Genomic DNA, 26,735 nt, shown 5'->3' with positions numbered 1-26,735 from the left:
TTCTGACGGGAAACACTGAATCGTTTCACTACCGATGTACCTCATAGTTAAGATTATGTCAGATTAATATTGAGCAAAGTTCTATCCGCTCAAACAGTCGACCCGGATTCTTTGGCCTGTCCCAGACAGGAACAAAAAATACTGTTCTTTTACGCTGTGAGTGTAAGTGAGTAATCCCCCCTTGCCGCAAGCTATTGATGCGAAAACTTTCCCCTGATCTTGGTATCGCTCTGACGTCAGGGTATGATCTTTCGCATTCACTGATTTTATGCAGCCTGGTGGACATCGTGCCGGGTAGCGCTGATTTTTTGAGGTTTTTATGAATAACGCTGAACAACAGTTTCTGAATGAGCTGGATAACAAATTCTGGAAGGCGGCTGACAAGCTGCGCGCCAACATGGATGCCGCCAACTACAAGCATGTAGTGTTAGGGCTTATCTTTCTGAAGTATGTCTCCGATGCTTTTGAGGCTCGCCAGCAAGAACTGATCACATTGTTCCGCGATGTCGGCAACCCGGACAACATCTACGCCATATCGCGCGATGATTACGACTCCGACGAAGATTACGCACAGGCGATTGTTGATGAACTGGAAGTCGAAGATTACTACACCGAAAAGAACATCTTCTGGGTGCCGAAAGCCGCACGCTGGGATACGCTGAAAACGAAAGCGATTCTGCCGACCGGTACGGTGCTGTGGGTGGATGAAACCACCGGACAGGATGTGAAGCTGCGCTCCGTCTCCTGGCTGGTGGACAACGCGCTGGATGAAATCGAAAAAACCAACCCGAAACTGAAAGGCATTCTGAACCGCATTAGCCAGTACCAGTTGGGCAACGAGGTACTGACCGGGCTGATTAACACCTTCTCTGATGCCAACTTCAGCAACCCGGAATATAACGGTGAGAAACTGAGCTTAAAGAGCAAAGATATTCTCGGCCACGTATACGAATATTTCCTCGGTCAGTTCGCGCTGGCGGAAGGTAAGCAGGGCGGCCAGTATTACACGCCAAAAAGTATCGTCACCCTGATTGTTGAAATGCTGCAACCGTATAACGGGCGCGTGTATGACCCGGCGATGGGTTCCGGCGGGTTCTTTGTTTCCAGCGACCGTTTTATCGAAGAGCACGCGGGCGAGAAGCAGTACAACGCCGCCGAGCAGAAGCGCAATATCTCCGTTTACGGCCAAGAGTCCAACCCGACCACCTGGAAGCTGGCGGCGATGAATATGGCGATCCGGGGTATCGACTTTAACTTCGGCAGCAAAAACGCCGATACCCTGCTGGACGACCAGCACCCGGATCTGCGAGCTGACTTCGTGATGGCGAACCCGCCGTTCAACATGAAGGAGTGGTGGAACGCCAAGCTGGAAAACGACGTGCGCTGGAAATACGGCACACCGCCGCAGGGCAATGCCAACTTTGCGTGGATGCAGCACATGATCCATCACCTTGCGCCAAAAGGCTCGATGGCGCTGCTGCTGGCGAACGGTTCGATGAGCTCTAACACCAACAACGAAGGCGAGATCCGCCGCAACCTGATCGAAGCCGATCTGGTCGAGTGCATGGTCGCGCTGCCGGGCCAACTGTTTACCAATACCCAAATTCCGGCCTGTATCTGGTGCCTGACCAAAGACAAAACCGGCGGTAACGGCAAAGCACACCGCAAAGGCGAAGTGCTGTTTATTGATGCCCGTCAGATTGGCTATATGAAAGACCGCGTGCTGCGTGACTTTACTCGTGAGGATATCGCCAGAATTGCCGACACCTTCCATTCATGGCAGACGGATAAAGACTATGAAGATGAAGCGGGATTCTGCTTCGCCGCGACGCTGGAAGATATAAAGAAAAATGACTTTGTCCTGACCCCAGGTCGCTATGTCGGTGCTGCCGAGCAGGACGAAGATGATGAGCCCTTTGCCGAGAAGATGGCACGACTGACGGCGCAACTGAAAGATCAGTTGGAAGAGAGCGCGAACCTGGAAGCACAGATTAAGGCGAATCTGGGGGGGCTGGGTTATGAAATTATCTGATTTGGTTATTTTTAATCCAAAGCGCCCACTAAAAAAAGGAGAAAGTGCAGCCTTTGTTGAAATGGCCGCACTTCCCGAAAATGGTAGAGATATAAATAGAGTTGATGAAAAAATCTTCACCGGTGGCGGTTCAAAATTTGCAAATAAAGACACCTTGTTTGCTCGTATAACACCTTGTCTTGAAAATGGTAAAACATCGCTTGTTTCCGGTTTATCGGATGGTGAGGTTGCTTTTGGTTCAACGGAATTTATCGTTTTAGCTGCAAAAGAGCCTGAGTACGATAGTGATTATATTTATTATCTCTCACGCCTTGGGGAATTCCGTTCATTTGCTCGATCCAGAATGGAAGGAACTTCTGGACGTCAACGCGTTGCATGGCAATCATTAGCCGATTATGAATATGATTTCCCTGACAAAAGATTGAGGAAATTTGCAGGTGATGTTTTAAAGAAATTCGACGATAAAATTTTATTAAATCATCAAATCAACCAAACTTTCGAACAAATGGCGCAAGCTCTGTTCAAAAGCTGGTTTGTCGATTTTGAACCGGTAAAAGCCAAAATGGCGGTACTGGAAGCGGGTGGTTCGCAGGCAGACGTAACGCTTGCCGCCATGACCGCCATTTCCGGGAAAGATGCGGATGCGCTGGCGTTTTTTGAGCGTAAACATCCTGAGCAATATGCCGAGTTAAAAGCCACGGCAGAACTGTTTCCGTCAGTGATGCAGGGCCATGAATTGGGGGAAATCCCGGAAGGATGGCAATTAAATCGTTTGTCTAATCTTGCAATTCTTCATTATGGAAAAGCACTTAAAAAGACAGAGAGAATTGAAGGGCCGTATCCAGTTTATGGATCAGGCGGTATTACTGGTTCTCACAACAATTATCTTGTTGAGGGGCCAAGTATTATAGTTGGCCGAAAAGGTTCAATTGGGACGCTTTATTGGGAAGATGGGAAATTCCATCCGATAGATACCGTTTATTTTGTTGAAGGCAAAGATGAGATCCCGTTGACCTATTTATATTATTTAATGAAAACATTGAATCTTTCAGGGATGAATACCGATGCTGCAGTTCCAGGGTTAAATAGAGATAATGTTTATCGTCTTGAAGTGCTTCAGCCCGATAAGTTTATATTAAGTCTATTTGACAAACACATGTCAGCTATCAGGAATAATATTCAAAAAAATGATTTCTCGACAGTAATATTATCTGATCTCCGCGACACCCTTCTCCCCAAACTTCTCTCGGGCGAAATTACCTTGCCGGAAGCAGAACAAATAATCAGCGAGGAAGCCTGATGCTAAGCGAAGACGATTTAGAACAGCAATGTCTGCAATGGTTTGCTGAACAGGGCTGGGATGTGCTGCACGGGCCGGATATTGCGCCGGATGGCGATAACCCGCTGCGTGCCTCATTTCATGATGTGTTTCTGCGCCCGGTGATGCTGGAACAGTTGCAAACCATCAACCCCCATCTCCCTGTTTCCGTGCTGGAAGAGGTGATACAGCGTATCGCCCATGCCCACAGCCCGGATCTGGTCGTCAGCAATAAAGCCTTGCATCATCTGCTGCTCAATGGCGTGCCCGTTGAGTACAAGCATGAAGACAAGGTGATTCACGACAACGCGCTGTTAATGGATTTCAATCATCCAGACAACAACCGCTTTATGGTGGTGAACCAGGTCGCCATTCAGGGAATCAAACAGGTACGTCGCCCGGATGTCATTGGCTATATCAACGGTCTGCCGGTGGCGGTGATCGAACTAAAAAGCCCGGTTGATGCTAACGCCGATATCTGGGCGGCGTTTAACCAGTTACAGACCTATAAGAACGAACTGAGCGACCTGTTTATTTGTAACGAGGCGCTGGTGGTGAGCGATGGGCAGAATGCGCGCGTTGGCTCTCTCACGGCGGATGAAGAGCGCTTCCTGCCGTGGAAAACCGTGGCGAACGAAAATGACAAACCGCAGTTTGACTGGCAGCTTAAAACCGTCGTGCAGGGCTTTTTTAACCGTGAATTATTGCTCGATTACATCCGCTATTTTGTCCTGTTTGAGAACGACGGCAAACGGCTGATTAAGAAGATTGCCGCCTATCACCAGTTCCATGCAGTGCGTGAAGCTGTGACGGCAACGATTGTGGCCTCGACCGGTAAACACCTGCCGCTGCACAGCAATATTCAGCCCGGCAGTAAAAAGGCGGGTGTGGTCTGGCATACCCAGGGTTCCGGCAAAAGTATCTCCATGTGCTGCTATGCCGGGAAACTGCTACAACAGGCGGAGATGAACAACCCGACGATTGTGGTGGTGACGGATCGTAACGATCTCGACGGGCAGTTATATGCCACCTTCTGCCAGGCACAGGATTTACTGAAGCAGACGCCACTACAGGCCAATGACCGAGACGAGCTGCGCGAGCTGCTTAATGCCCGTGAATCCGGCGGTATCATTTTTACCACCGTGCAGAAGTTTGCGCCGTTGGAGGGTGAGCAGAGTCATCCGGCGCTCAACCAACGCAGCAATATCGTGGTGATTTCTGATGAAGCGCACCGTAGCCAGTATGGCCTGAGCGCCACGCTGGACAGACAAACTGGTGTCTATAAATACGGCTACGCCAAACACATGCGCGATGCGCTGCCGAATGCATCGTTTATGGGCTTTACCGGTACGCCGATTGCCTCGGAAGATAAAGATACCCGTGCCGTTTTCGGTGATTATGTCTCTATCTACGACATTCAGGATGCGGTCGATGATGGCGCAACGGTGCCTATCTACTATGAATCCCGGCTGGCAAAGCTCGACCTGAACCATGAAGAGCTGGAAACGCTCTCCGACCAGGTCGATGAACTGGTAGAAGACGAAGAGGCGGAGCAGCAGGAGAAAACCAAAGGCGACTGGAGCCGCCTGGAAAAGCTGGTCGGTTCAGAGCCTCGTATTCAGCAGGTCGCCTCCGATCTGGTTCAGCATTTTGAAACGCGCAATACCGCCATGAACGGTAAAGCGATGATTGTCGCCATGAGCCGCGAGATCTGCGTGAAACTGTACGATGCTATCGTGGCGATACGCCCGGAATGGCACAGTGAAGACGTTGAACAAGGGGCGATCAAAGTCATCATGACCGGATCTGCGTCGGATAAAGATCATCTGCAATCGCATATCTACAACAAACAGACCAAAAAACGCCTGGAAGCCCGCTTTAAAGATCTGAACGATCCGCTGAAACTGGTGATTGTGCGGGATATGTGGCTGACCGGGTTTGATGCCCCATGCTGCCACACCATGTATATCGACAAACCGATGCGCGGCCATAACCTGATGCAGGCGATTGCCCGTGTTAACCGCGTGTTCCGAGATAAGCCTGGCGGGCTGGTGGTGGATTATATCGGCATTGCCAACGAGCTGAAGCAGGCGCTGAAAACCTATACCGATTCAAAAGGTAAAGGACAGACGACGGTAGATGCCAGGGAAGCCTTTGCTATTCTGCTGGAAAAAATGGATGTCATTCATGGGATGTTTGCCCGTTCGGCGGGTAAGCCGGGGTTTGATTACACGGGCTTCTCCCACGATCCGCTGGCCTTCTTGCGTGATGCCGTGAACTACATTCTGGGACTGGATGACGGTAAAAAACGTTACCTCGATGTCTCGCTGGCGATGAGCAAAGCCTGGTCACTATGTAACACCCTTGATGAGGCCGAACCTTTGCAGGAAGAGTTCGCGTTTCTTTCGGCGATCCGAGTGGGGCTTATCAAACTCGATCCGAAGGCCAAATTTAGCCAGTCAGAAAAAAATTCGCTGCTGAGTAAAATTCTTGATAATGCGGTCGTCGCGACCGGCGTTGAAGATGTGTTTGCTTTGGCTGGATTGGATAAGCCGAACATAGGTTTGCTGTCGGATGAGTTCCTGGAAGAAGTAAGGGAGATGCCGCAGCGCAACCTCGCGGTTGAGTTGCTGGAAAAACTGCTCAATGACGGGATTCATGCACGTTCCGGTAATAACGTAGTGCAGCAGAAGAAATATTCTGACCGCCTGAAAGCCGTACTGCTCAAATACAATAACCGGGCGATTGAAACCGCACAGGTGATTGAAGAGCTGATCGAGATGGCGAAAGCGTTTCAGGACGCAATGGCACGCGATGATGCGCTGGGCTTAAATCCGGATGAAATCGCTTTCTATGATGCGCTGGCTGAAAATGAAAGTGCAGTCCGTGAACTGGGCGATGACACGCTCAGAAAGCTGGCTATTGAAGTCACACGGCAATTGCGTAAATCCACCACCGTAGACTGGCAAGTACGAGACAGTGTGCGGGCGAGGTTACGGGTTCTGGTACGCCAGACACTGCGTAAGTACAAATATCCACCGGATAAAACAGCGGGTGCGGTCGAGCTAATTTTAAAACAAGCGGAAGTTATTTCGAATCATTGGACGGTGTAAATTTCAGGTTGACAGTTTCTTGCTGTCAACCTCGTTATTTTTATTTTTTTGTGATAGATATGAATACAGCACAGTTACCTAAAAAAGCAAATATTTATAAAGCTATGTTTTATTTTTTCTTCAGTAAGAAAAAATTTATTACTCTCGGTGCTATCAACAATATGGCATTCGAGCTTGAATGCCCCAATAAAAGATCAGAATGGAAGTCAGGGAAATACAATTCAAATATAGAGGATCATAAAAATAAACTTGATGAATACACCGATGATTTAAGAAAGGCATGTCTTATTTCATTCTCAATAATGTTCATTATATTTTTAATTGTAACTATTATTGGTTTTTATCTTGGAAAGTTTAATTTAAATCGTTCTATAAATTGGAGTAGTGTCTGTAGCTTTTGTGGTTTGTTTAGTTTGTCATGGGCAACATTATTTCAGTTAGGATGGAGAAGTTCATCATGGAAGGGTATTCGTCTAGATGAATTAGTGGCAACCGCAATATTTCGGCATGTTTTTATTTTCGGTTCTTTTTTGAGTTTATTATATTTCGTTTTATAACGTAAGGTGTCAGCATGTTAATGAACCATTTGGATATTATCAGTGATGATGTATGGAAGAGGCTTGAGAATGGAAAAAAATATAATATAATCCAGGGCGAGGAAACGTTAACTGATAATATTTTACTATATCTTGCATCACAAAATCTTTCAGAAATAAAAATCATCCAGACGCCTAAAAATATGGAGAGTGTTAAAGGTACTGATTGGGAATGGTGGATTGGAAACCGTACGCATGGCTATTTACGCTATGCAGTTCAGGCGAAAAAGCTTGATGCAAAAACCAATCGTTATTCATCTTTAAATCATAAAGTAGGCGTAGGATCAAAAACATTATTTCAGCATGATATTTTAGAAAAATATGCACATGTGAATCAGGCAATTCCTTTATATGCCTTTTACAATCATCTAGATCCTTGCAATTATCCAACGAAATGGAATTGCCCATTACCTTTTGATTTAACAAAGCTTGGTTGTACAGTTACCTCATTACAGAATGTAAAGTATGCTATTAAAAATAGAGGGTACAGAACATTTGGAGCAATACATCAGTTCCCTGATACAGTCCCTTTGAGATGCCTTGCTGAATGTCTGAGCATTGCTGCTATCTCTGAAAAAAGTAAAATCGCCAAAGTTCATTGTTTTGGCGTTGAAGCTAAAATTTATCAAGATCCCTGGGAGTGGCTTAGTCAAATGGGTCACTTAAATAGCTGTGAGCAAATGCCGAATGAATATTATAATCGTGAGTTGGGTTTTTATCCTAAGCGGATATTATTTATAAATACAAGCGAAAGGCTAACTAACATAGCAGACTGAACATAACCTTCTGATATATATAATTAAATATAGATGCAGTTAGAATATAAATAACTTAAATCAGTAATCAGCCTACAACCATACTCTTATGGCTCGATAGGCTGATATTTATTTTAGATGTTTAGCGCTCTAGATGTCTTATGCTATCTCCCCCCCACCTTTCCCCAGCTCACCAATGTAATCCGTATAGCACTGCATCATCTCCCTACGCCTATCCAGATACTGCGCGTGGTTATACGTCCCGCGAATCGCGTTCTTATCGATGTGCGCAAGCTGCGTTTCAATCCACGCTGAGTTAAAGCCCTGCTCATGCAGAATGGTTTGTATACCACACGCAAAATAGCTGCCCTACCCCAGATCAACACTCTCCTCTGAACACCTCTTCCCTGTGCCATTCCACAAACTGCTCGCCCGGATAATTTTCTTTAACCGGGGGCAACGCAATCGCCTTTCCCGCAAAATCCCAGAACAGCCGTTGCACCACCCCACCACCATTTACCGCGTCGGAAACTATCACACGCATATTTTCATCCAGGCCAATCGAACCACGATCAAACGCTTTATGATGGATTGCGCACAACGCCAGGCCATTAGGTACTTCACAAGGGCCATGATGCTGCTTCCATCTGATATGGGCAGCTTCCAGAGCAATCGGCGCATTGTCGTGGCGCATGTTGAAGCCGCAGATCGCGCACTGATAATTGTAAGCACGTAGCACCATCTGGCGGAACTTCGGATCACGTTGGCGGAGAGAGGTGCGAATATCAAACCCCATCTCATCAGCGATGTCTTCTTGGATACTGGCCGGGAAATGCGCCTCCAGGAGCTGCTGCGCCAGCGTATCAATTAACCTGTGATTTTTTGCCACCAACGCAAAACTATCGGTATCAAATCCACCCGCGACATTATATTCGATGAGTTCACGTCGGGGTGGCTGGCGGCTACCATTGGTTGAGCACAGTTCCGCGTTTTGTAGTTCCCAAAAGCCATCGCCCTTCAGACGCCAGAACGGCATGTCCGGGCGCTGGTCACGACGCTGCGGTCCATAACGTTCCAGGAGATCCAACAGGGGCTCGTAGATTTCAGAGCCATAGTTAAACAGGCGATCATGACCCTGCCGATAGTGTGAGAGGACGTGCAGCAGCAATAATGGCTTATGTGGCGCACGCTGTTCGCCTTTGCGCCAGATAGTGATATTTGATATCGCTTGCTTTAGGGTTTTATCAGAGGCCATTACATTGAAGAATCCATGTGCACATATTTGCGATGATGCTCGCAACTATATGTACATTCAAGGCTTTATTGCAGATATCTTTTTTATTTGTCAGCTCTGTACCTGGCAGATGAAAACCCGATAACAACGGTAAAAAATACAGCGACCAACCAGCCCTAATCGGGCTGGTTGGTCATTTTAATTTAAACATCAATCAAGAAATAAAAGCACTCGTCTCACTCACCATGCCCCTGGTTGATCTTCGCATAGTCAAATGGCGTGATCCCTTTCTCCCGATTCGCATCCAGGAAATCAGCCCACCATTGCAGCATCAGCTTGCGTTCGTCGATAAACTCCGCCTTATGGATATACGCTGCCCGCACTGAGTTACGTTCCATATGGCTCATCTGTCGTTCTACCGCATCCTTTGACCATAACCCTGACTCAATCAATGAGCTACAAGCCATCGTGCGGAAGCCGTGACCACAAACCTCAACTTTAGTGTCATACCCCATCACCCGTAGCGCACTGTTCACCGTGTTTTCACTCATCGGCTTACGTGGATCGTGATCGCCAATAAAAATCAGTTCATGCTTGCCACAGAACTGCTTTATCTGTTTCAGGATCGCCAGTGCTTGCTTAGAAAGCGGCACCAAATGCGGTGTATGCATCTTTGATCCTCGGTGAGAATGCTTAACGTCAGGGATAGGTTCTCTCTCTGGTGGAATCGTCCACATTGACGTTTCAAAATCAATCTCCGACCAACGAGCAAAACGTAGTTCACTGGATCGAATAAAAATCAGTAGGGTAAGTTCGGTTGCCCAGCGGGTTAATGGTCTTCCGGTATAGCCATCTATTTTCTGAAGCAGTTCTGGAATACGCTTTAAGGCCAGCGCAGGACGATGCTTTCGATTGCCAGAAGCAACCGCTCCTGCCATCTCCTGAGCCGGATTGTAATCAATTAGCCCGCTTTGTACTGCATAACGCATGATGGCCGTAGTACGTTGTTGGAGACGGGAAGCCACTTCAAGACGTCCAGACGTCTCTACGGCCTTAATGGGAAGTAACAAATCGCGGGTGCTCAATTCAGCAATATTGCGCGTCCCAATCGCCGGAAAAACATTATCCTCCAGACTCTTTTTCACGCGCTCAGCGTGATCTTCCGACCATTTCTGGTTGGTCGCGAGCCAATCTCGGGCAACCTTCTCGAAAGTAATAATCTCTTTCGCCTGTTCTTCTTTCACTGCACGCTTATGTTCGCGGGGATCGATACCAGCAGCCACCAGCTTCCTGGCCTCCTCCCTTTTCTTCCTGGCATCCGCCAGTGAAACTTCGGGATAAACGCCAAACGCCATCACATGCTGCTTGCCACCAAAGCGAAAACGAAATCGCCAATATTTGGAGCCATTAGCATGTACCAGTAAAAACAGGCCATCACCATCAGATAGCGGGTTTGCATTATCTTCAGGTTTTGCCGAACGGACTTTAGTATCAGTCAGAGCCATGATGGTTCTCCTTCCATGTACCGCCGTGAGTATACAAACATTATCGAATCAGCATATATACTCAGTTATATACTCACAAGCGACTTGATGTGGGTTGACCTAAGTTGACTTCATCTGAAGGGAAAATCGTGGAAAGCCTTGTGTGACAAGGATTTCAGGCATAAAAAAAGACCTCAGTTGAGGTCCATTTACATGCTTTTGGTGCCGAAGGCCGGACTCGAACCGGCACGTATTTCTACGGTTGATTTTGAATCAACTGCGTCTACCGATTTCGCCACTTCGGCACTGAAGAGGTATGCGGAAAACGTTGTGGATTATACCTGTCATACGCCGCCATGCAAGCACGAGCATACACCTGTATCGCTAAGTGCTGAAAATTTCAGCAGCGTTGAGTATTAAATAGAATAATCAGGCTACTTCCCGCCTTCTCCAGCAGATTAACGCCGGGCGTCCCTTGCCTCCATGCTCTACACTTTTCAGTTCAACACCACATTAAGGGAAACACAATGACGATAATAAAAAGCTACGCCGCCAAAGAGGCGGGCGGCGAGCTCGAACTCTATGAATATGACGCGGGAGAACTCCAACCGGAAGATGTCGAGGTACGGGTCGACTACTGCGGGATCTGCCATTCCGATCTGTCGATGATCGACAATGAATGGGGGTTCTCTCAATACCCTCTGGTTGCCGGACATGAGGTCATCGGTCGGGTGGCCGCGCTCGGCAGCGCGGCACAGAATAAGGGGCTAAAAGTCGGCCAGCGCGTTGGAATCGGCTGGACGGCGCGCAGCTGCGGACACTGCGATGCCTGTATCAGCGGCAATCAAATTAACTGCCAGGAAGGCGCAGTGCCCACTATCCTCAATCGTGGCGGTTTTGCCGAGAAGCTTCGCGCAGGCTGGCAGTGGGTAATTCCTCTTCCGGAGAATATAGATATGGCGTCCGCAGGCCCGCTGTTATGTGGCGGCATTACGGTCTTTAAACCGCTATTGATGCACCATATTACTGCTACCAGCCGCGTTGGCGTCATCGGTATCGGCGGGCTGGGGCATATCGCCATAAAGCTGTTACATGCAATGGGCTGCGAAGTCACCGCGTTCAGCTCAAATCCATCGAAGGAGCAGGCAGTGCTGGCGATGGGGGCCAATAACGTGGTGAATAGCCGCGATCCGGAAGCGTTAAAAGCACTGGCGGGTCAGTTCGATCTCATTATCAACACGGTCAACGTCGATCTCGACTGGCAGCCCTACTTCGAAGCGCTGACGTATGGCGGCAACTTCCATACCGTTGGGGCGGTATTGAAGCCGCTGCCCGTACCGGCGTTTACATTAATTGCCGGCGATCGCAGTATCTCAGGCTCGGCAACCGGAACGCCATATGAACTTCGCAAGCTGATGAAATTCGCCGGACGCAGCAAAGTCGCACCCACCACGGAACTGTTCGCAATGTCACAAATCAACGAAGCTATTCAGCACGTTCGCGACGGCAAAGCCCGCTATCGTGTAGTGCTAAAAGCTGACTTCTGACCGCCTGACTCAGCGCTTTGACAATGATCAGGAAGCGCTGAGTGCCTGACGAAAAGCCTGTACAGCCAGTCGGCACTGCTCCGTCACGTGCTCGATGTCATGATTAACATCGATACGCGCAATATCATGTTCATCGGCACAGGGTCGCTCCAGCGCGTCAAACTGACTTTGCAGCAGGTCTGGCGGCATAAAATGCCCGGCACGACGCTGCATTCGCTGCAGAATAGTAGCGTAATCGCCATCCAGCCACAGGAAATGTACGTTAGGGCTGCTCTTACGTAAAATATCGCGGTACTGTTTTTTTAATGACGAGCAGACAATAAATCCCGTCTCATTTTTTTATAAAGACTGTATGAAGCGTCATTTAATCGTTCCAGCCAGGGTAAACGGTCTTCATCAGTTAACGGTATTCCCTGAGACATTTTATCAATGTTTTTCGCCGGATGGAGATCATCGCCGTCAATAAACTTCGCAGAAAATAATGTTGCAATTTTGCTGCCTATTAAAGACTTACCACTACCTGAAACGCCCATTAAAATATAGCTTTCCCCGGCCATTTAAATACCTCTGAGTCATATTCCACACCACAATATTACGCCTCTACGTTCGACAATTTCACGTTTTTTAATTTCCATAGAGAAGAACTCTAAGACACATCACGTTATGCGTAACATTGTAGTGTAACAATTTTCCAGCGTGACATAAGTCACAAATAGTGACAAATAAAACCGCTTAAATGCGTTCAGGGTAACTACCTGACCAGTGAGGAATTTATGGAAGTAAAAACTCAATCCTGCGTTGTTGCGGGTAAGCGTGCTGTTGCCGTTACGGAACAAAATATTGAATGGAATAATAAAGGAACACTCGTACAAATTACCCGAGGCGGCATTTGTGGGTCTGACTTACATTATTATCAGGAAGGCAAAGTCGGCAATTTTACAGTAAAAGCGCCAATGATTTTAGGTCATGAAGTGATTGGCAAAATCGTTCATAGCGACTCAGATTTATTACGTGAAGGACAACCGGTAGCGATTAATCCATCGAAGCCTTGCGGTCATTGCAAATACTGTCTGCAGCATGAAGAAAACCACTGTACTGAAATGCGTTTCTTTGGCAGCGCCATGTATTTTCCGCATGTCGATGGCGGTTTTACCCGATTTAAAGCTGTCGATACCGCTCAGTGCATTCCCTGGCCGGAACAGGCGGACGAAAAAGCCATGGCCTTTGCCGAGCCGCTGGCGGTTGCCATTCATGCGGCTCATGAGGCGGGCGATCTGCAGGGCAACCACGTCTTTATCTCCGGCGTTGGCCCTATCGGCTGTCTGATTGTTAGCGCGGTAAAAACGCTGGGCGCGGCGGAAGTGGTATGTGCCGATATCAGCGCCCGTTCTCTCTCGCTGGCCCGGCAGATGGGCGCGGATACGCTGGTGAACCCACAGCATGATTCTCTCGATGACTGGAAAGCAGAAAAAGGGTATTTCGATATCAGTTTTGAAGTCTCTGGGCATCCTTCCTCTATCTCAACGTGTCTGGAAGTCACACGGGCCAAAGGCGTGATGGTGCAGGTTGGCATGGGCGGCGCAGTCCCCAACTTCCCGATGATGATGCTAATAAGCAAAGAGATCTCGCTGAAAGGCTCTTTCCGCTTTACTACCGAATTTAATACTGCGGTTTCCTGGCTTGCCAACCGCGTTATCAATCCGTTGCCGTTACTGAGCGCGGAATATCCATTTACCGACCTGGAAGCGGCGCTGATCTTTGCCGGAGACAAAACACAGGCGGCAAAAGTTCAGCTCGTTTTCTGAGAAAGTAAAATAAGGGACACTATCATGAACGATCTTTTTTCACTGGCAGGTAAAAATATCCTTATCACCGGAGCCGCTCAGGGAATTGGTTATTTGCTGGCAACCGGTCTTGGTCGCTATGGCGCGCGCATTATTGTTAACGATATTACCCCGGAGCGTGCCGAAACAGCCGTGACGAAACTTCAGCAGGAAGGGATAAAGGCTATTGCCGCTCCCTTTAATGTCACCCATAAACAGGATATTGAAGCTGCGGTTGAACATATCGAAAAAGATATCGGCGTCATTGACGTCCTGATAAATAACGCCGGTATCCAGCGCCGTCATCCGTTTACTGAGTTTCCCGAACAGGAGTGGAATGATGTCATCGCCGTAAATCAGACCGCGGTTTTTCTCGTCTCTCAGGCCGTTACGCGCCGTATGGTGGCGCGTCAGGCAGGAAAAGTGATCAACATCTGTTCGATGCAAAGCGAGCTGGGCCGCGACACGATTACGCCATACGCCGCGTCGAAGGGTGCCGTGAAGATGCTGACTCGCGGCATGTGCGTGGAGCTGGCGCGTCATAATATCCAGGTCAACGGTATTGCGCCGGGATACTTCAAAACGGAGATGACCAAAGCGCTGGTTGAAGATGAAGCCTTCACCTCCTGGCTATGCAAACGTACGCCTGCCGCACGCTGGGGCGATCCCCAGGAGCTTATTGGCGCAGCGGTGTTTCTCTCGTCAAAAGCTTCCGACTTTGTTAACGGACATCTGCTGTTTGTCGATGGCGGTATGCTGGTTGCCGTCTGAGCAGGGAAATACGACGCAGCGCGTAAGCGCTGCTATTTTGGCGCTAATAAGAGAGACGAATATGCCATTAATAATTATTGCGGCAGGCGTTGCGCTGCTGGTGATCTTAATGATTGGCTTTAAAGTTAACGGCTTTATCGCCCTTGTTCTGGTTGCCGCCGTGGTGGGATTTGCCGAAGGGATGGGCGCGCAAGACGTCCTGCACTCCATACAAAACGGAATTGGCGGTACTCTGGGCGGACTCGCCATGATCCTCGGTTTTGGCGCGATGCTGGGAAGATTAATTTCCGATACCGGCGCCGCGCAGCGCATTGCGACGACGCTCATTAATACGTTCGGCAAAAAACGCGTGCAATGGGCGCTGGTGATCACCGGGCTTATCGTCGGCCTGGCAATGTTTTTTGAAGTCGGATTCGTACTGCTGTTGCCGCTCGTTTTTACGATTGTAGCCTCATCGGGACTGCCATTGCTGTATGTCGGGATTCCAATGGTCGCCGCCTTATCCGTTACGCACTGCTTCCTGCCGCCGCATCCCGGCCCTACCGCTATTGCGACAATTTTTGAGGCAAATCTCGGTACGACCCTGCTGTATGGGTTAATCATTACCATACCGACCGTGATTGTTGCCGGCCCTCTGTTTTCAAAATTGCTGGCGCGCTTTGAGAAAGCGCCGCCTGAAGGATTATTTAATCCTCACCTATTCAGTGAAGAGGAGATGCCGTCATTCTGGAACAGTATTTTTGCCGCCGTGATCCCGGTCATTCTGATGGCCATCGCAGCGGTATGTGAAATCACGCTGCCAAAAACGAATGCCGTGCGGGTTTTCTTCGAATTTATTGGTAATCCAGCAGTGGCGTTGTTTATTGCCATTATCATCGCCATTTTTACGCTGGGCCGACGCAACGGACGTACGGTTGAGCAGGTGATGGATATCGTCGGCGAGTCCATTGGCGCTATTGCGATGATTGTTTTTATCATCGCGGGCGGCGGCGCGTTTAAGCAAGTGCTGGTGGATAGCGGCGTGGGTCAATATATCTCGCAATTAATGACCGGCACCTCGCTATCTCCGTTATTAATGTGCTGGACGGTAGCCGCCGTGCTGCGTATTGCGTTAGGTTCCGCGACCGTGGCCGCGATAACCACAGCGGGCGTCGTATTGCCGATTATTAACGTAACCCACGCCGATCCGGCGTTAATGGTACTGGCGACAGGCGCGGGAAGCGTTATTGCATCACATGTTAACGATCCCGGTTTTTGGCTATTTAAAGGGTATTTTAATCTTAGCGTCGGGGAAACCCTACGCACCTGGACCGTTATGGAAACATTGATTTCTGTCATGGGATTGCTGGGCGTACTGGCGCTGAATGCGGTTCTGCATTAATTCATCATCCGCAGCCCAATTAACCATGGGGGCGACGTTCCCGCCCCCGGTACTGGAGAAAACATGAGGAATCACAGAATTTCTTTGCAGGATATCGCTACGCTTGCTGGCGTGACAAAAATGACGGTGAGCCGTTACATCCGCTCGCCGAAAAAAGTCGCCAGGGAAACCGGCGAGCGTATTGCGCAGATCATGGAGGAAATTAACTACATACCAAATCGCGCGCCAGCTATGCTGTTAAACGCGCAAAGTTACACTCTGGGCGTGCTGATCCCCTCTTTTCAGAACCAGTTGTTTGCCGACATTCTTGCCGGGATTGAATCCGTAACGTCGGGTCATAACTACCAAACTCTCATTGCGAATTACAATTACAATCGCGATTCGGAAGAAGAGTCCGTTATCAATTTACTGTCTTACAATATCGACGGCATTATTCTTTCAGAAAAATATCATACCCTCAGAACCGTCAAATTCCTGCGCTCAGCTACCCTTCCGATTGTAGAACTCATGGATATCCAGGGCGATCGCTTAGATATGGAGGTGGGGTTTGATAACCGTCAGGCCGCCTTTGATATGGTCAGCACCATGCTGGATAAACGCCAGCGGCGGAAAATTCTCTATCTGGGTTCAAAAGACGATATCCGTGATGAGCAGCGTTATCACGGCTACTGCGATGCGATGACGCGCCGGGGGCTGGCGCCGTTGCGCATCAATCCCCGCGCTATCTCCTCTATCCATCTGGGGATACAGCTAATGCGTGATGCGCTTACTGCGCACCCGGACGTGGATGGCGTCTTTTGTACAAATGACGATATCGCAATGGGCGCTCTACTGTGGTGCCGCGAGCGTCAACTGGCCGTACCGGAGCAGATCTCCATCGCCGGCTTCCACGGTCTGGAGATGGGCAGGCAAATGATACCGAGCCTCGCCAGCGTAATTACCCCTCGTTTTGAGATCGGGCGCAGAGCCGCGCAGATGTTGCTCAACAAAATTAAAAATAACGATCTCAACCATAATACGATTGATTTGGGTTATCAGATTTATCACGGCAGCACGTTATAAATTTTTTGATCTACTTTTTCCCGCAGCTTGCCTGAGCTTAACGCGTAGCCAAAAGCGCCACGCGTCAGGTTACGCACTACATCATTCGAGTAATACCAGGCGGTCTGCCGGATGGCGGCGGAAAGGACTTATCAGGCCTACGGGTTCTGGTAGGCCTGATAAGCGCAGCGCCATCAGGCACTGCGCTTTACTGCATTGCCTGATGGCGGCCTGTGATTACGACTTACGCAGCATTAGCCACAGGCTAATCAGGAAGAAAGACGCGCTCGGCAGCAGCGCGCCGACAATCGGCGGAATGCCGTATACCAGCGTCAGCGGGCCAAAAATCTGGTCGAGAACGTAAAAGACGAAGCCGAAGCTAATCCCCGTCACCACGCGCACGCCCATCGGCACACTACGCAGCGGTCCAAAGATAAACGACAGCGCCATCAGCATCATCACCGCCACGGAGAGCGGCTGGAAGATTTTACTCCACATATTGAGCTGATAACGTCCGGCGTCCTGTCCGCTCGACTTCAGATATTTAACGTAGTTATGCAGACCGCTGATGGAAAGCGCATCCGGATCCAGCGCCACCACGCCTAACTTATCCGGCGTCAGATTCGTTTTCCAGGTGCCGCTCACCGTCTGCGAACCGGTGATCTGTTTCGGGTTTTGCAGATCGGACTCATCCACCTGCGACAAACGCCAGACCTTATGCTCCGGGTCGAATTTTGCCGAAGCGGCGTAACGCACCGACTGCAAACGACGCTGATCGTTGAAAGCGTAAATACTAATGCCGGCCAGCTCCTCGTCGCCCTTCACTCGTTCAATATAGACAAAGTTATTCCCGTCTTTCGCCCACAGACCTTGCTGGGTGGAAAGCAGCGAACCGCCATACATCGCCTGCGCACGATAGTTACGCGCCATCTGCTCGCCCTGCGGGGCGACCCATTCGCCGATCGCCATGGTCAACAGCACCAGGGGGATAGCCGTTTTCATCACCGACAGCGCCACCTGCATACGGGTGAAACCCGATGCCTGCATCACCACCAGTTCGCTACGCTGCGCCAGCATCCCCAGCCCCAGCAGCGCGCCAAGCAGCGCCGCCATAGGAAAGAAGATCTGGATATCCTTAGGTACGCTGAGCAGGGTGTACATACCCGCGCCCAGCGCGTCGTAGTTACCCTGCCCCGCTTTTTTCAGCTGATCGACAAACTTGATGATCCCGGAGAGCGACACCAGCATGAACAACGTCATCATGATGGTGGTAAAAATGGTTTTACCGATATAGCGGTCAAGTACACCAAATGGCTGCATTATACCGCTCCTTTACGCAGAAAACGGGCACGCAGGCGGCGGACCGGCACCGTATCCCACAGGTTTAAACCAATCGCCAACGCCAGATAGATCAGGTTGACCGCCCACATCCAGATAACCGGGTCCAGTTTGCCTTTACCGCCATTCGATTTAATGGAAGTCTGGATCAGGAAGAACAGCAGATAAAGCAGCATGGCGGGCAACATAGACAAGACGCGCCCCTGACGTGGATTCACCACGCTGAGCGGCACGACCATCAGCGCCATCATAAATACGGTAAAGACTAACGTGATACGCCAGTGCAGCTCGGCGCGAGCGCGATCGTTGTCGGTATTCCACAGCGTGCGCATGTCCATCTGGTCGGTATCGTTCGGGTCCAGCGCCACGGCCTGATGGCCAATAATCGCCTGATAGTTCTGGAAGTCGGTGATGCGAAAATCGCGTAGCAACGCCGTCCCTTCAAAACGCGTCCCTTTGTTTAAGGTGACAACCTGGGAACCATCGCGCAACTGAGTAAGGTGTCCGGAATCGGCCACTACCACAGAAGGACGAGCATTGCCCTTAGGGCGAATTTGCGCCAGGAAAACATCGTGGAAGTCGCTGCCATCAACGCTTTCGATAAACAGCACCGAGCTACCGTTGGTCGCCTGCTGGAATTGCCCCTGCGCCAACGCCGCCATACCGGGGTTCGCTTTCGCCTCCGCCAGTACTTCATCCTGGTGTTTTGACGACCAGGGGCCGGCCCACATCACGTTAACCGCCGCAAGGATACCGGTAAATAACGCCAGTACCATGGCGGCCTTTACCAGCACGGCTTTGCTCAACCCACAGGCGTGCATGACCGTAATTTCACTTTCGGTATACAGTTTGCCCAGCGTCATCAGCAGCCCCAGGAACAGGCTTAAAGGCAGGATGAGCTGCGCCATTTCCGGTACGCCCAGCCCCAGAAGCGAGAGCACCAGATTTGCGGGAATATCGCCGTCAACCGCCGCGCCGAGAATCCTCACTAACTTTTGACAAAAGAAGATCAAAAGTAAGATGAAGAGTATCGCCAGCTGGCTTTTGAGCGTCTCCCGCACCAGATATCTTATGATTATCACTTTAAATACGCCCGTAAAAACCCATTTTTTTGCTGGAATTTAGCTTGTTTCATGGCTTAAACGTCATTTATTCTCTTGAGTCGTCGAAATCATCGCTAAGATCATTATACTCAGCGGATTCACCTCTCAGAACTTGTTCTGACGTGCCAATGCCGTAATAACGTTAAGATTAACACGAAGTCACCGCAACAGCGGATATGAGTTACGAAAGCTTTCAATTTCTATACTCTAATGGATTTCGAGTTGCAGGCAGGCGGCAAGACTGTGGAGCCCCGGAGCTTACATCAGGTAAGTGACAGGGGTGAGCAGGCGCAGCCAACGCATCTGCAACTTGAAAGACGACGAGTATAGCTGTAGCCACCACTGTTGTCTTTAAGATTCAGGAGCATAGTGCATGGAGTTCAGTGTAAAAAGCGGTAGCCCGGAGAAACAGCGGAGTGCCTGCATTGTCGTGGGCGTCTTTGAACCGCGTCGCCTTTCTCCGATTGCAGAACAGCTCGACAAAATTAGCGACGGATACATCAGCGCATTGCTGCGTCGCGGCGAACTGGAAGGAAAACCGGGGCAGACTCTGTTGCTGCACCATGTTCCTAACGTTCTTTCCGAGCGAATCCTCCTCATTGGTTGCGGCAAAGAGCGCGAGCTTGATGAACGTCAGTATAAGCAGGTTATTCAGAAAACGATAAATACTCTGAATGATACCGGTTCGATGGAAGCCGTCTGTTTCCTGACCGAACTGCACGTCAAAGGCCGCAACAACTACTGGAAAGTGCGTCAGGCCGTCGAAACGGCCAAAGAGACGCTTTATAGCTTTGATCAACTCAAGACCAACAAGAGCGAGCCGCGCCGCCCGCTACGTAAGATGGTCTTTAATGTGCCGACCCGCCGTGAGCTCACCAGCGGCGAACGCGCCATTCAACACGGTCTGGCCATCGCCGCCGGGATTAAGGCAGCGAAAGATCTCGGCAACATGCCGCCCAATATCTGTAACGCCGCCTACCTAGCGTCACAGGCGCGCCAGTTGGCTGACTGCTACAGCAAAAATGTCATCACCCGCGTCATCGGCGAACAGCAAATGCGCGAACTGGGTATGAACGCTTATCTGGCGGTCGGCCACGGTTCGCAGAATGAATCGCTGATGTCGGTGATTGAGTACAAGGGCAATCCATCCGAAGACGCGCGCCCGATCGTGCTGGTGGGTAAAGGCCTGACCTTCGACTCCGGCGGCATCTCCATCAAGCCATCTGAAGGGATGGACGAGATGAAGTACGACATGTGCGGCGCGGCGGCGGTTTACGGCGTGATGCGTATGGTCGCCGAGCTTCAGCTTCCGATTAACGTTATCGGCGTACTGGCGGGCTGTGAAAACATGCCGGGCGGACGCGCGTATCGTCCGGGCGACGTACTGACCACCATGTCCGGTCAGACGGTTGAAGTGCTGAATACCGATGCTGAAGGCCGTCTGGTACTGTGCGACGTGCTGACCTACGTTGAACGCTTCGAACCGGAAGCCGTCATTGACGTGGCGACGCTAACCGGGGCCTGCGTGATTGCGCTGGGCCATCACATTACCGGTCTGATGTCGAACCATAACCCGCTGGCGCATGAACTGATCGGCGCGTCCGAGCAAGCGGGCGACCGCGCGTGGCGTCTGCCGCTGGGCGATGAGTTCCAGGAACAACTGGAGTCCAACTTTGCGGATATGGCGAACATTGGTGGTCGTCCTGGCGGCGCTATCACCGCGGGCTGCTTCCTGTCGCGCTTTACCCGTAAGTACAACTGGGCGCACCTGGATATCGCCGGTACCGCCTGGCGATCCGGCAAAGCGAAAGGCGCGACGGGTCGTCCGGTAGCGCTGCTGTCGCAGTTCCTGCTCAATCGTGCGGGCTTTAACGGCGAAGAGTAATCGTATAGCCGGATGGCGCTATGTTCATCCGGCTGCAAATCAGGGATCCGATGGCTAGATTTGTTGCGCATGATGAGTATCTTCAGGCTGGGTTTGCGCGGGATAGTTTATTTCTCGTTGAAGCAAAACGGCGTGGATCGCGTCTTGAAATCATCGTGGAACGAAATGACGACACAAAATTCTGTCTAATATTCAAAGGAATGCTTTTTTCTTGTTGTGCGGAGCTTGATAGTTTTGAGCGCACGGCAGGTAATGACTATTTATTTGACTGGAATTGCATCACCGGAAATTTTGGTGAATTATTTGATTCCCGATTGATGTCATCATTTCTACCGCGAAGTGATGTTGATCCGGAGAGTTGCCATCACTATTTTCTGGCAACCTATGATGATATTTTTAACATCATCGCCGAATCAGTCTCTATTGAAGCCATCTGACTAACCAACGTGTGCTTTTCACAGCCATGATTGCACCAACAACTTTTCTGAAATAAGCGAATTTATGAAGAATGCGACGTTCTATCTTCTGGATAATGACACTACCGTCAACGGTTTAAGCGCCGTTGAACAACTGGTGTGTGAAATTGCCGCAGAACGTTGGCGCGCCGGCAAGCGCGTGCTGATCGCCTGCGAAGATGAGAAGCAGGCCATTCGGCTGGATGAAGCGCTGTGGGCGAGACCGGCGGAAAGTTTTGTCCCGCACAATCTGGCAGGCGAAGGCCCACGCGGCGGCGCGCCGGTTGAAATCGCCTGGCCGCAAAAACGCAACAGCAGCCCACGCGATATTTTAATCAGCCTGCGTACAAGCTTTGCAGATTTTGCCACCGCTTTCACAGAAGTGGTAGACTTCGTCCCTTACGAAGAAACTTTGAAACAACTGGCGCGCGAACGCTACAAAGCCTACCGCGTGGCTGGTTTTAACCTGAATACGGCAACCTGGAAATAATGGAAAAGACATATAACCCCCAAGATATCGAACAGCCGCTTTACGAGCACTGGGAAAAGCAGGGCTATTTCAAGCCTAACGGCGACGAAAGCAAAGAGTCCTTCTGCATCATGATCCCGCCGCCGAACGTCACCGGCAGTTTGCATATGGGACATGCTTTCCAGCAAACCATCATGGATACCATGATCCGTTACCAGCGTATGCAGGGTAAAAACACCCTGTGGCAGGTCGGCACCGACCACGCTGGGATCGCGACCCAGATGGTGGTTGAGCGCAAGATTGCCGCTGAAGAAGGTAAAACCCGTCACGACTACGGCCGCGATGCGTTTATCGACAAAATCTGGCAGTGGAAAGCGGAATCCGGCGGCACCATTACCCGTCAGATGCGCCGTCTCGGCAACTCCGTTGACTGGGAGCGCGAGCGCTTCACCATGGACGAAGGTCTTTCCAATGCCGTGAAAGAAGTCTTTGTCCGCCTGTACAAAGAAGACCTGATTTACCGTGGCAAACGCCTGGTGAACTGGGACCCGAAGCTGCGCACCGCCATCTCTGACCTGGAAGTGGAAAACCGCGAGTCCAAAGGCTCCATGTGGCACATCCGCTATCCGCTGGCCGACGGCGCGAAAACCGCAGACGGTAAAGATTACCTGGTCGTCGCCACCACCCGTCCGGAAACTATTCTCGGCGATACCGGCGTGGCCGTGAACCCGGAAGATCCGCGCTACCAGAGTCTTATCGGTAAATTCGTTATTCTGCCGCTGGTTAACCGCCGCATTCCGATTGTTGGCGACGAACACGCCGATATGGAAAAAGGCACCGGCTGCGTGAAGATCACCCCGGCGCACGACTTTAACGACTATGAAGTCGGGAAACGTCACGCGCTGCCGATGATCAACATCCTGACCTTTGACGGCGACATTCGCGAAAGCGCGGAAGTGTTCGATACCAAAGGTGAAGAGTCTGACGTTTATTCCAGCGAGATTCCGGCTGAGTTCCAGAAGCTGGAACGCTTTGCTGCCCGTAAAGCCATCGTTGCTGCCGTTGACGCGCTGGGCCTGCTGGAAGAAATTAAACCGCACGATCTGACCGTCCCTTACGGCGACCGTGGCGGCGTGGTTATCGAACCGATGCTAACCGACCAGTGGTACGTCCGTGCAGACGTGCTGGCGAAACCGGCGGTGGAAGCGGTTGAAAACGGCGACATTCAGTTCGTGCCGAAGCAGTACGAAAACATGTACTTCTCCTGGATGCGTGATATCCAGGACTGGTGTATCTCTCGTCAGTTGTGGTGGGGTCACCGTATCCCGGCATGGTACGACAACGACGGCAACGTCTACGTTGGCCGTACCGAAGACGAAGTGCGTCAGGAAAATAACCTCGGCGCCGACGTTGCGCTTCGTCAGGACGAAGACGTTCTCGATACCTGGTTCTCCTCCGCGCTGTGGACTTTCTCCACCCTCGGCTGGCCAGAAAACACCGACGCCCTGCGTCAGTTCCACCCCACCAGCGTGATGGTGTCCGGCTTCGATATCATCTTCTTCTGGATTGCCCGCATGATCATGATGACCATGCACTTCATCAAAGATGAAAACGGCAAGCCGCAGGTGCCGTTCCATACCGTCTATATGACCGGTCTGATTCGCGACGACGAAGGCCAGAAGATGTCCAAATCCAAGGGTAACGTTATCGACCCGCTGGATATGGTGGACGGCATCTCCCTGCCGGAACTGCTGGAAAAACGCACCGGCAATATGATGCAGCCGCAGATGGCGGAGAAAATCCGCAAGCGTACCGAGAAGCAGTTCCCGAACGGCATTGAGCCGCACGGCACCGACGCCCTGCGCTTTACCCTGGCGGCGCTGGCCTCGACCGGTCGCGACATCAACTGGGATATGAAGCGTCTGGAAGGTTATCGTAACTTCTGTAACAAGCTGTGGAACGCCAGCCGCTTTGTGCTGATGAACACCGAAGAGCAGGATTGCGGCTTCAACGGCGGTGAAATGACGCTGTCGCTGGCGGACCGCTGGATCCTGGCGGAATTCAACCAGACCGTTAAAGCGTACCGCGACGCGCTGGACAGCTTCCGCTTCGACATCGCCGCGGGCATTCTGTACGAGTTCACCTGGAACCAGTTCTGCGACTGGTATCTGGAGCTGACCAAGCCGGTAATGACCGGGGGTTCCGAGTCTGAACTGCGCGGCACCCGCCATACGCTGGTCACCGTACTGGAAGGTCTGCTGCGCCTGGCGCACCCGATCATTCCGTTCATCACCGAAACCATCTGGCAGCGTGTGAAGGTCATTTGCGGTATTACCGCCGACACCATCATGCTGCAGCCGTTCCCGGAATATAACGCCGCACAGGTGGATGAAGCCGCGTTGGCCGATACCGAGTGGCTGAAGCAGGCGATCGTCGCGGTACGTAACATTCGTGCGGAAATGAACATCGCCCCGGGCAAACCGCTGGAACTGCTGCTGCGCGGCTGTAGTGAAGAAGCCGTTCGTCGTGTTAACGACAACCGTAGCTTCCTGCAAACCCTGGCGCGTCTGGAAAGCATCACCGTGCTGCCAGCCGATGACAAAGGTCCGGTTTCCGTGACCAAAATCATCGACGGCGCCGAACTGCTGATCCCGATGGCTGGCCTCATCAACAAAGACGATGAGCTGGCGCGTCTGGCGAAAGAAGTGGCGAAAATCGAAGGCGAGATTGCCCGTATCGAAGGCAAACTGTCCAACGAAGGTTTCGTCGCCCGTGCGCCGGAAGCGGTGATTGCCAAAGAGCGTGAGAAGCTGGACGGTTACGCAGAAGCCAAAGCGAAACTGATTGAGCAGCAGGCGGTTATTAGCGCGCTGTAATCTGAAAGCCTGATGGCGCTTCGCTTACCAGGCCTACACGTTCGCTTATTGACATGGCGCGATCGGTAGGCCGGATAAGGCATTCACGCCGCCATCCGACAACATGAATTATGGGCCGACGTAAACGTCGGCCTTTTTACATCAGATAAACGGGAAGTAAGGCATGATGCCACGAGAAATCCACATTAGCAGGCTGTTTTCCAGCGGCTTCTCATCATTGGTTAACTCAAGCGAATCCAGATCGCCCTGGACCTGTGTATTCTGCGCCAGCCAGCTCACCAGCCAAATTTTCAACCACGGATAAGCCAGCCCTAAGGTCACGCCGGAAATCACCACCACCACCAGCAACCGCCACAGCATACCGTGTGCAGTGACAGAGGAATGAAAACGAATCGAATCGTTCGCCAGTGACAAATTGTTTAAAAACAGGTTGCGTAACGCCACATATAAGTAACTGGTTACCACAATAATCGCGAGAAAATAGAGGAAATAACATGCCATTATCTGGCCATAATATTGCAGAATAAGCGCCCCTCCTGCCTGCGCATTCCCCATCATACTCAAAAGAATCATGTCGGTGAACACCGGCGCGATTAGATAACCAATCACGACAGCAAAAGGGAAAAGGGTCAACATTGCCAACACGCACCCTCTGATGCACGTTTTAACATTAACCTGAATCGAGAAACGATGAATGCCAAAGTTTGCGCCATTGCCAAACAAGGTCATCCATTTGCTGTAGGTAATACCGTTAATGACCCCTATCCCAATAATAGCCAGCAAACCGAGAAAAACGATATTGAACACTAAACCGCCGACGGCGATGGTTACCAGTGAGATAATATAAAGAACAATATAAAGCGCCACCATCAGGAGTACCGGGAGAGCGAACATGTACCACCAGGCGCGCCGCATGGAACACTGGAATCCAAAATGTACGCCATTAAGCGAAGTCATCATCGCCTGATACTGTAATCCTTTCACCGCCATAAAAGGAATAATCGCAATTAATAAGCCGAATAGCGTAAAACCGAGACCGGGATAACCGTGTTCAATAAGAGAGAGGCTAACAATATAAATAATAAAAACTAACAACACACTAATAAATAATGCGCCGCCCGTGGCTTTGTAAGCAAAAGGCTGATTGTTTAGCGTCATATTAGTATAAATATAACGTCGACATTTCACCATCGCCCACGGCGCATAGATTCCCAACGTGATACACGTCAACAAGAAATTCACAAGGCAAATAACAAAATACTTTCCGCCCTTGCCTGTAAACACCAACGTGTGATTATGGTTATCTTTACTACTGATAACGTTATTCATGAATCATATCCCTGAATTACAATCTATTAGAATTAATAATAAAAACCAGTAAATTGTTACTGATTTGACTACGATACTATTTTTGTTTAATTTTTCCGCCTTTTATTTTGTCTGATTCAGGATCTCCTTGCGCGTAACTCAAGACGGTGGTATTAAAGTAATCTATAAATAAATTTTAAAAATTG

At 50.4% G+C, this 26,735-nt stretch carries 20 protein-coding genes, 1 tRNA gene and 2 pseudogenes; 14 read left to right on the top strand and 9 right to left on the bottom strand.

Features of this window, described 5'->3' with window-relative positions; genetic code table 11:
* The first annotated feature begins 319 nt into the window (after positions 1 to 319).
* The 5 genes from ABVN36_RS01210 to ABVN36_RS01190 are packed head-to-tail and all read left to right on the top strand — an operon-like array spanning position 320 to position 7,835.
* Positions 320 to 2,032, top strand: a complete 1,713-nt coding sequence (locus ABVN36_RS01210) for a class I SAM-dependent DNA methyltransferase (RefSeq protein WP_023138479.1) — start codon at positions 320 to 322, stop codon at positions 2,030 to 2,032.
* Positions 2,019 to 3,332, top strand: coding sequence for a restriction endonuclease subunit S (locus tag ABVN36_RS01205; protein ID WP_023138478.1), 1,314 nt, complete (start codon positions 2,019 to 2,021; stop codon positions 3,330 to 3,332). Before ABVN36_RS01210 ends, ABVN36_RS01205 begins: the two co-directional genes overlap by 14 nt.
* Positions 3,332 to 6,463, top strand: coding sequence for a type I restriction endonuclease subunit R (locus tag ABVN36_RS01200; protein ID WP_023138477.1), 3,132 nt, complete (start codon positions 3,332 to 3,334; stop codon positions 6,461 to 6,463). The genes ABVN36_RS01205 and ABVN36_RS01200 overlap by 1 nt, the downstream gene beginning before the upstream one ends.
* A gap of 59 nt (positions 6,464 to 6,522) precedes the next feature.
* A complete protein-coding gene (locus tag ABVN36_RS01195; protein WP_071591275.1) occupies positions 6,523 to 7,020 on the top strand; it encodes a hypothetical protein in 498 nt (165 codons plus the stop codon).
* A 14-nt stretch (positions 7,021 to 7,034) separates the two neighbouring features.
* Positions 7,035 to 7,835 carry a DUF6615 family protein gene (locus ABVN36_RS01190; RefSeq protein WP_023138476.1) on the top strand — a complete coding sequence of 267 codons (801 nt, stop codon included), beginning with the start codon at positions 7,035 to 7,037 and terminating at the stop codon, positions 7,833 to 7,835.
* 138 nt (positions 7,836 to 7,973) lie between these two features.
* Here the strand turns inward: ABVN36_RS01190 and ABVN36_RS01185 are convergent.
* The 4 genes and pseudogenes from ABVN36_RS01185 to ABVN36_RS01170 all read right to left on the bottom strand — a co-directional run.
* Positions 7,974 to 8,159 (bottom strand): annotated as a pseudogene (locus ABVN36_RS01185) (integrase); the annotation flags it as partial.
* A gap of 34 nt (positions 8,160 to 8,193) precedes the next feature.
* Positions 8,194 to 9,069, bottom strand: a complete 876-nt coding sequence (locus ABVN36_RS01180) for a phosphorothioated DNA-binding restriction endonuclease (protein WP_023138475.1) — start codon at positions 9,067 to 9,069, stop codon at positions 8,194 to 8,196.
* A 215-nt stretch (positions 9,070 to 9,284) separates the two neighbouring features.
* Positions 9,285 to 10,553, bottom strand: coding sequence for an integrase arm-type DNA-binding domain-containing protein (locus tag ABVN36_RS01175; RefSeq protein ID WP_023138474.1), 1,269 nt, complete (start codon positions 10,551 to 10,553; stop codon positions 9,285 to 9,287).
* A gap of 199 nt (positions 10,554 to 10,752) precedes the next feature.
* Positions 10,753 to 10,837, bottom strand: a tRNA-Leu gene (locus ABVN36_RS01170).
* 222 nt (positions 10,838 to 11,059) lie between these two features.
* Between ABVN36_RS01170 and ABVN36_RS01165 the strand changes: the two genes are divergently transcribed.
* Positions 11,060 to 12,079: an NAD(P)-dependent alcohol dehydrogenase gene (locus tag ABVN36_RS01165; RefSeq protein ID WP_023138473.1), complete on the top strand. Its 1,020-nt coding sequence runs from the start codon at positions 11,060 to 11,062 to the stop codon at positions 12,077 to 12,079.
* 27 nt (positions 12,080 to 12,106) lie between these two features.
* On the opposite strand, the pseudogene idnK reads toward ABVN36_RS01165, so the two are convergent.
* Positions 12,107 to 12,636, bottom strand: a pseudogene (idnK, locus tag ABVN36_RS01160) (gluconokinase).
* Positions 12,637 to 12,852: 216 nt separating this feature from the next.
* On the opposite strand from idnK, the gene idnD reads away from it, so the two are divergent.
* The 4 genes from idnD to ABVN36_RS01140 all read left to right on the top strand — a co-directional run bounded on the left by idnD (position 12,853) and on the right by ABVN36_RS01140 (position 17,116).
* Positions 12,853 to 13,884, top strand: coding sequence for an L-idonate 5-dehydrogenase (idnD, locus tag ABVN36_RS01155; RefSeq protein WP_023138472.1), 1,032 nt, complete (start codon positions 12,853 to 12,855; stop codon positions 13,882 to 13,884).
* Between the two features lie 24 nt (positions 13,885 to 13,908).
* On the top strand, positions 13,909 to 14,673 hold the full coding sequence (gene idnO / locus ABVN36_RS01150) for a gluconate 5-dehydrogenase (RefSeq protein ID WP_000998688.1): 765 nt from the start codon (positions 13,909 to 13,911) through the stop codon (positions 14,671 to 14,673).
* A 61-nt stretch (positions 14,674 to 14,734) separates the two neighbouring features.
* The gene (gene idnT, locus ABVN36_RS01145; RefSeq protein WP_023138471.1) at positions 14,735 to 16,054 is read left to right on the top strand and encodes a gnt-II system L-idonate transporter; all 1,320 of its coding nucleotides are present in this window, start codon (positions 14,735 to 14,737) and stop codon (positions 16,052 to 16,054) included.
* A 63-nt stretch (positions 16,055 to 16,117) separates the two neighbouring features.
* Positions 16,118 to 17,116: a LacI family DNA-binding transcriptional regulator gene (locus ABVN36_RS01140; protein ID WP_001244065.1), complete on the top strand. Its 999-nt coding sequence runs from the start codon at positions 16,118 to 16,120 to the stop codon at positions 17,114 to 17,116.
* 216 nt (positions 17,117 to 17,332) lie between these two features.
* On the opposite strand, the gene lptG is transcribed toward ABVN36_RS01140, so the two are convergent.
* The 3 genes from lptG to ABVN36_RS01125 form a co-directional block, all read right to left on the bottom strand.
* Positions 17,333 to 18,415: an LPS export ABC transporter permease LptG gene (gene lptG, locus ABVN36_RS01135; protein WP_001182242.1), complete on the bottom strand. Its 1,083-nt coding sequence runs from the start codon at positions 18,413 to 18,415 to the stop codon at positions 17,333 to 17,335.
* A complete protein-coding gene (lptF, locus tag ABVN36_RS01130; protein WP_000584132.1) occupies positions 18,415 to 19,515 on the bottom strand; it encodes an LPS export ABC transporter permease LptF in 1,101 nt (366 codons plus the stop codon). The genes lptG and lptF overlap by 1 nt, the downstream gene beginning before the upstream one ends.
* A 63-nt stretch (positions 19,516 to 19,578) precedes the next feature.
* The gene (locus tag ABVN36_RS01125; RefSeq protein ID WP_212724070.1) at positions 19,579 to 19,629 is read right to left on the bottom strand and encodes a hypothetical protein; all 51 of its coding nucleotides are present in this window, start codon (positions 19,627 to 19,629) and stop codon (positions 19,579 to 19,581) included.
* Positions 19,630 to 19,909: 280 nt separating this feature from the next.
* Between ABVN36_RS01125 and pepA the strand changes: the two genes are divergently transcribed.
* The 4 genes from pepA to ABVN36_RS01105 all read left to right on the top strand — a co-directional run bounded on the left by pepA (position 19,910) and on the right by ABVN36_RS01105 (position 25,221).
* Positions 19,910 to 21,421, top strand: coding sequence for a leucyl aminopeptidase (gene pepA / locus ABVN36_RS01120; protein ID WP_001727701.1), 1,512 nt, complete (start codon positions 19,910 to 19,912; stop codon positions 21,419 to 21,421).
* A gap of 50 nt (positions 21,422 to 21,471) precedes the next feature.
* On the top strand, positions 21,472 to 21,858 hold the full coding sequence (locus tag ABVN36_RS01115) for a hypothetical protein (RefSeq protein ID WP_139760048.1): 387 nt from the start codon (positions 21,472 to 21,474) through the stop codon (positions 21,856 to 21,858).
* A gap of 64 nt (positions 21,859 to 21,922) precedes the next feature.
* The gene (gene holC / locus ABVN36_RS01110; protein WP_001523689.1) at positions 21,923 to 22,366 is read left to right on the top strand and encodes a DNA polymerase III subunit chi; all 444 of its coding nucleotides are present in this window, start codon (positions 21,923 to 21,925) and stop codon (positions 22,364 to 22,366) included.
* Entirely contained in the window at positions 22,366 to 25,221 is a 2,856-nt protein-coding gene (locus ABVN36_RS01105; protein ID WP_023138469.1) for a valine--tRNA ligase, read from the top strand. Before holC ends, ABVN36_RS01105 begins: the two co-directional genes overlap by 1 nt.
* Positions 25,222 to 25,362: 141 nt before the next feature.
* On the opposite strand, the gene ABVN36_RS01100 is transcribed toward ABVN36_RS01105, so the two are convergent.
* Positions 25,363 to 26,550, bottom strand: a complete 1,188-nt coding sequence (locus tag ABVN36_RS01100) for a YjgN family protein (protein WP_023138468.1) — start codon at positions 26,548 to 26,550, stop codon at positions 25,363 to 25,365.
* Between the last annotated feature and the right edge of the window lie 185 nt (positions 26,551 to 26,735).

The organism is Salmonella sp. SJTUF15581 (assembly GCF_043356775.1).
Classification (GTDB): domain Bacteria; phylum Pseudomonadota; class Gammaproteobacteria; order Enterobacterales; family Enterobacteriaceae; genus Salmonella; species Salmonella enterica.
The sequence above is the reverse complement of the archived record's forward strand: the minus strand, read 5'-3'. Positions and strand labels throughout refer to the sequence as shown.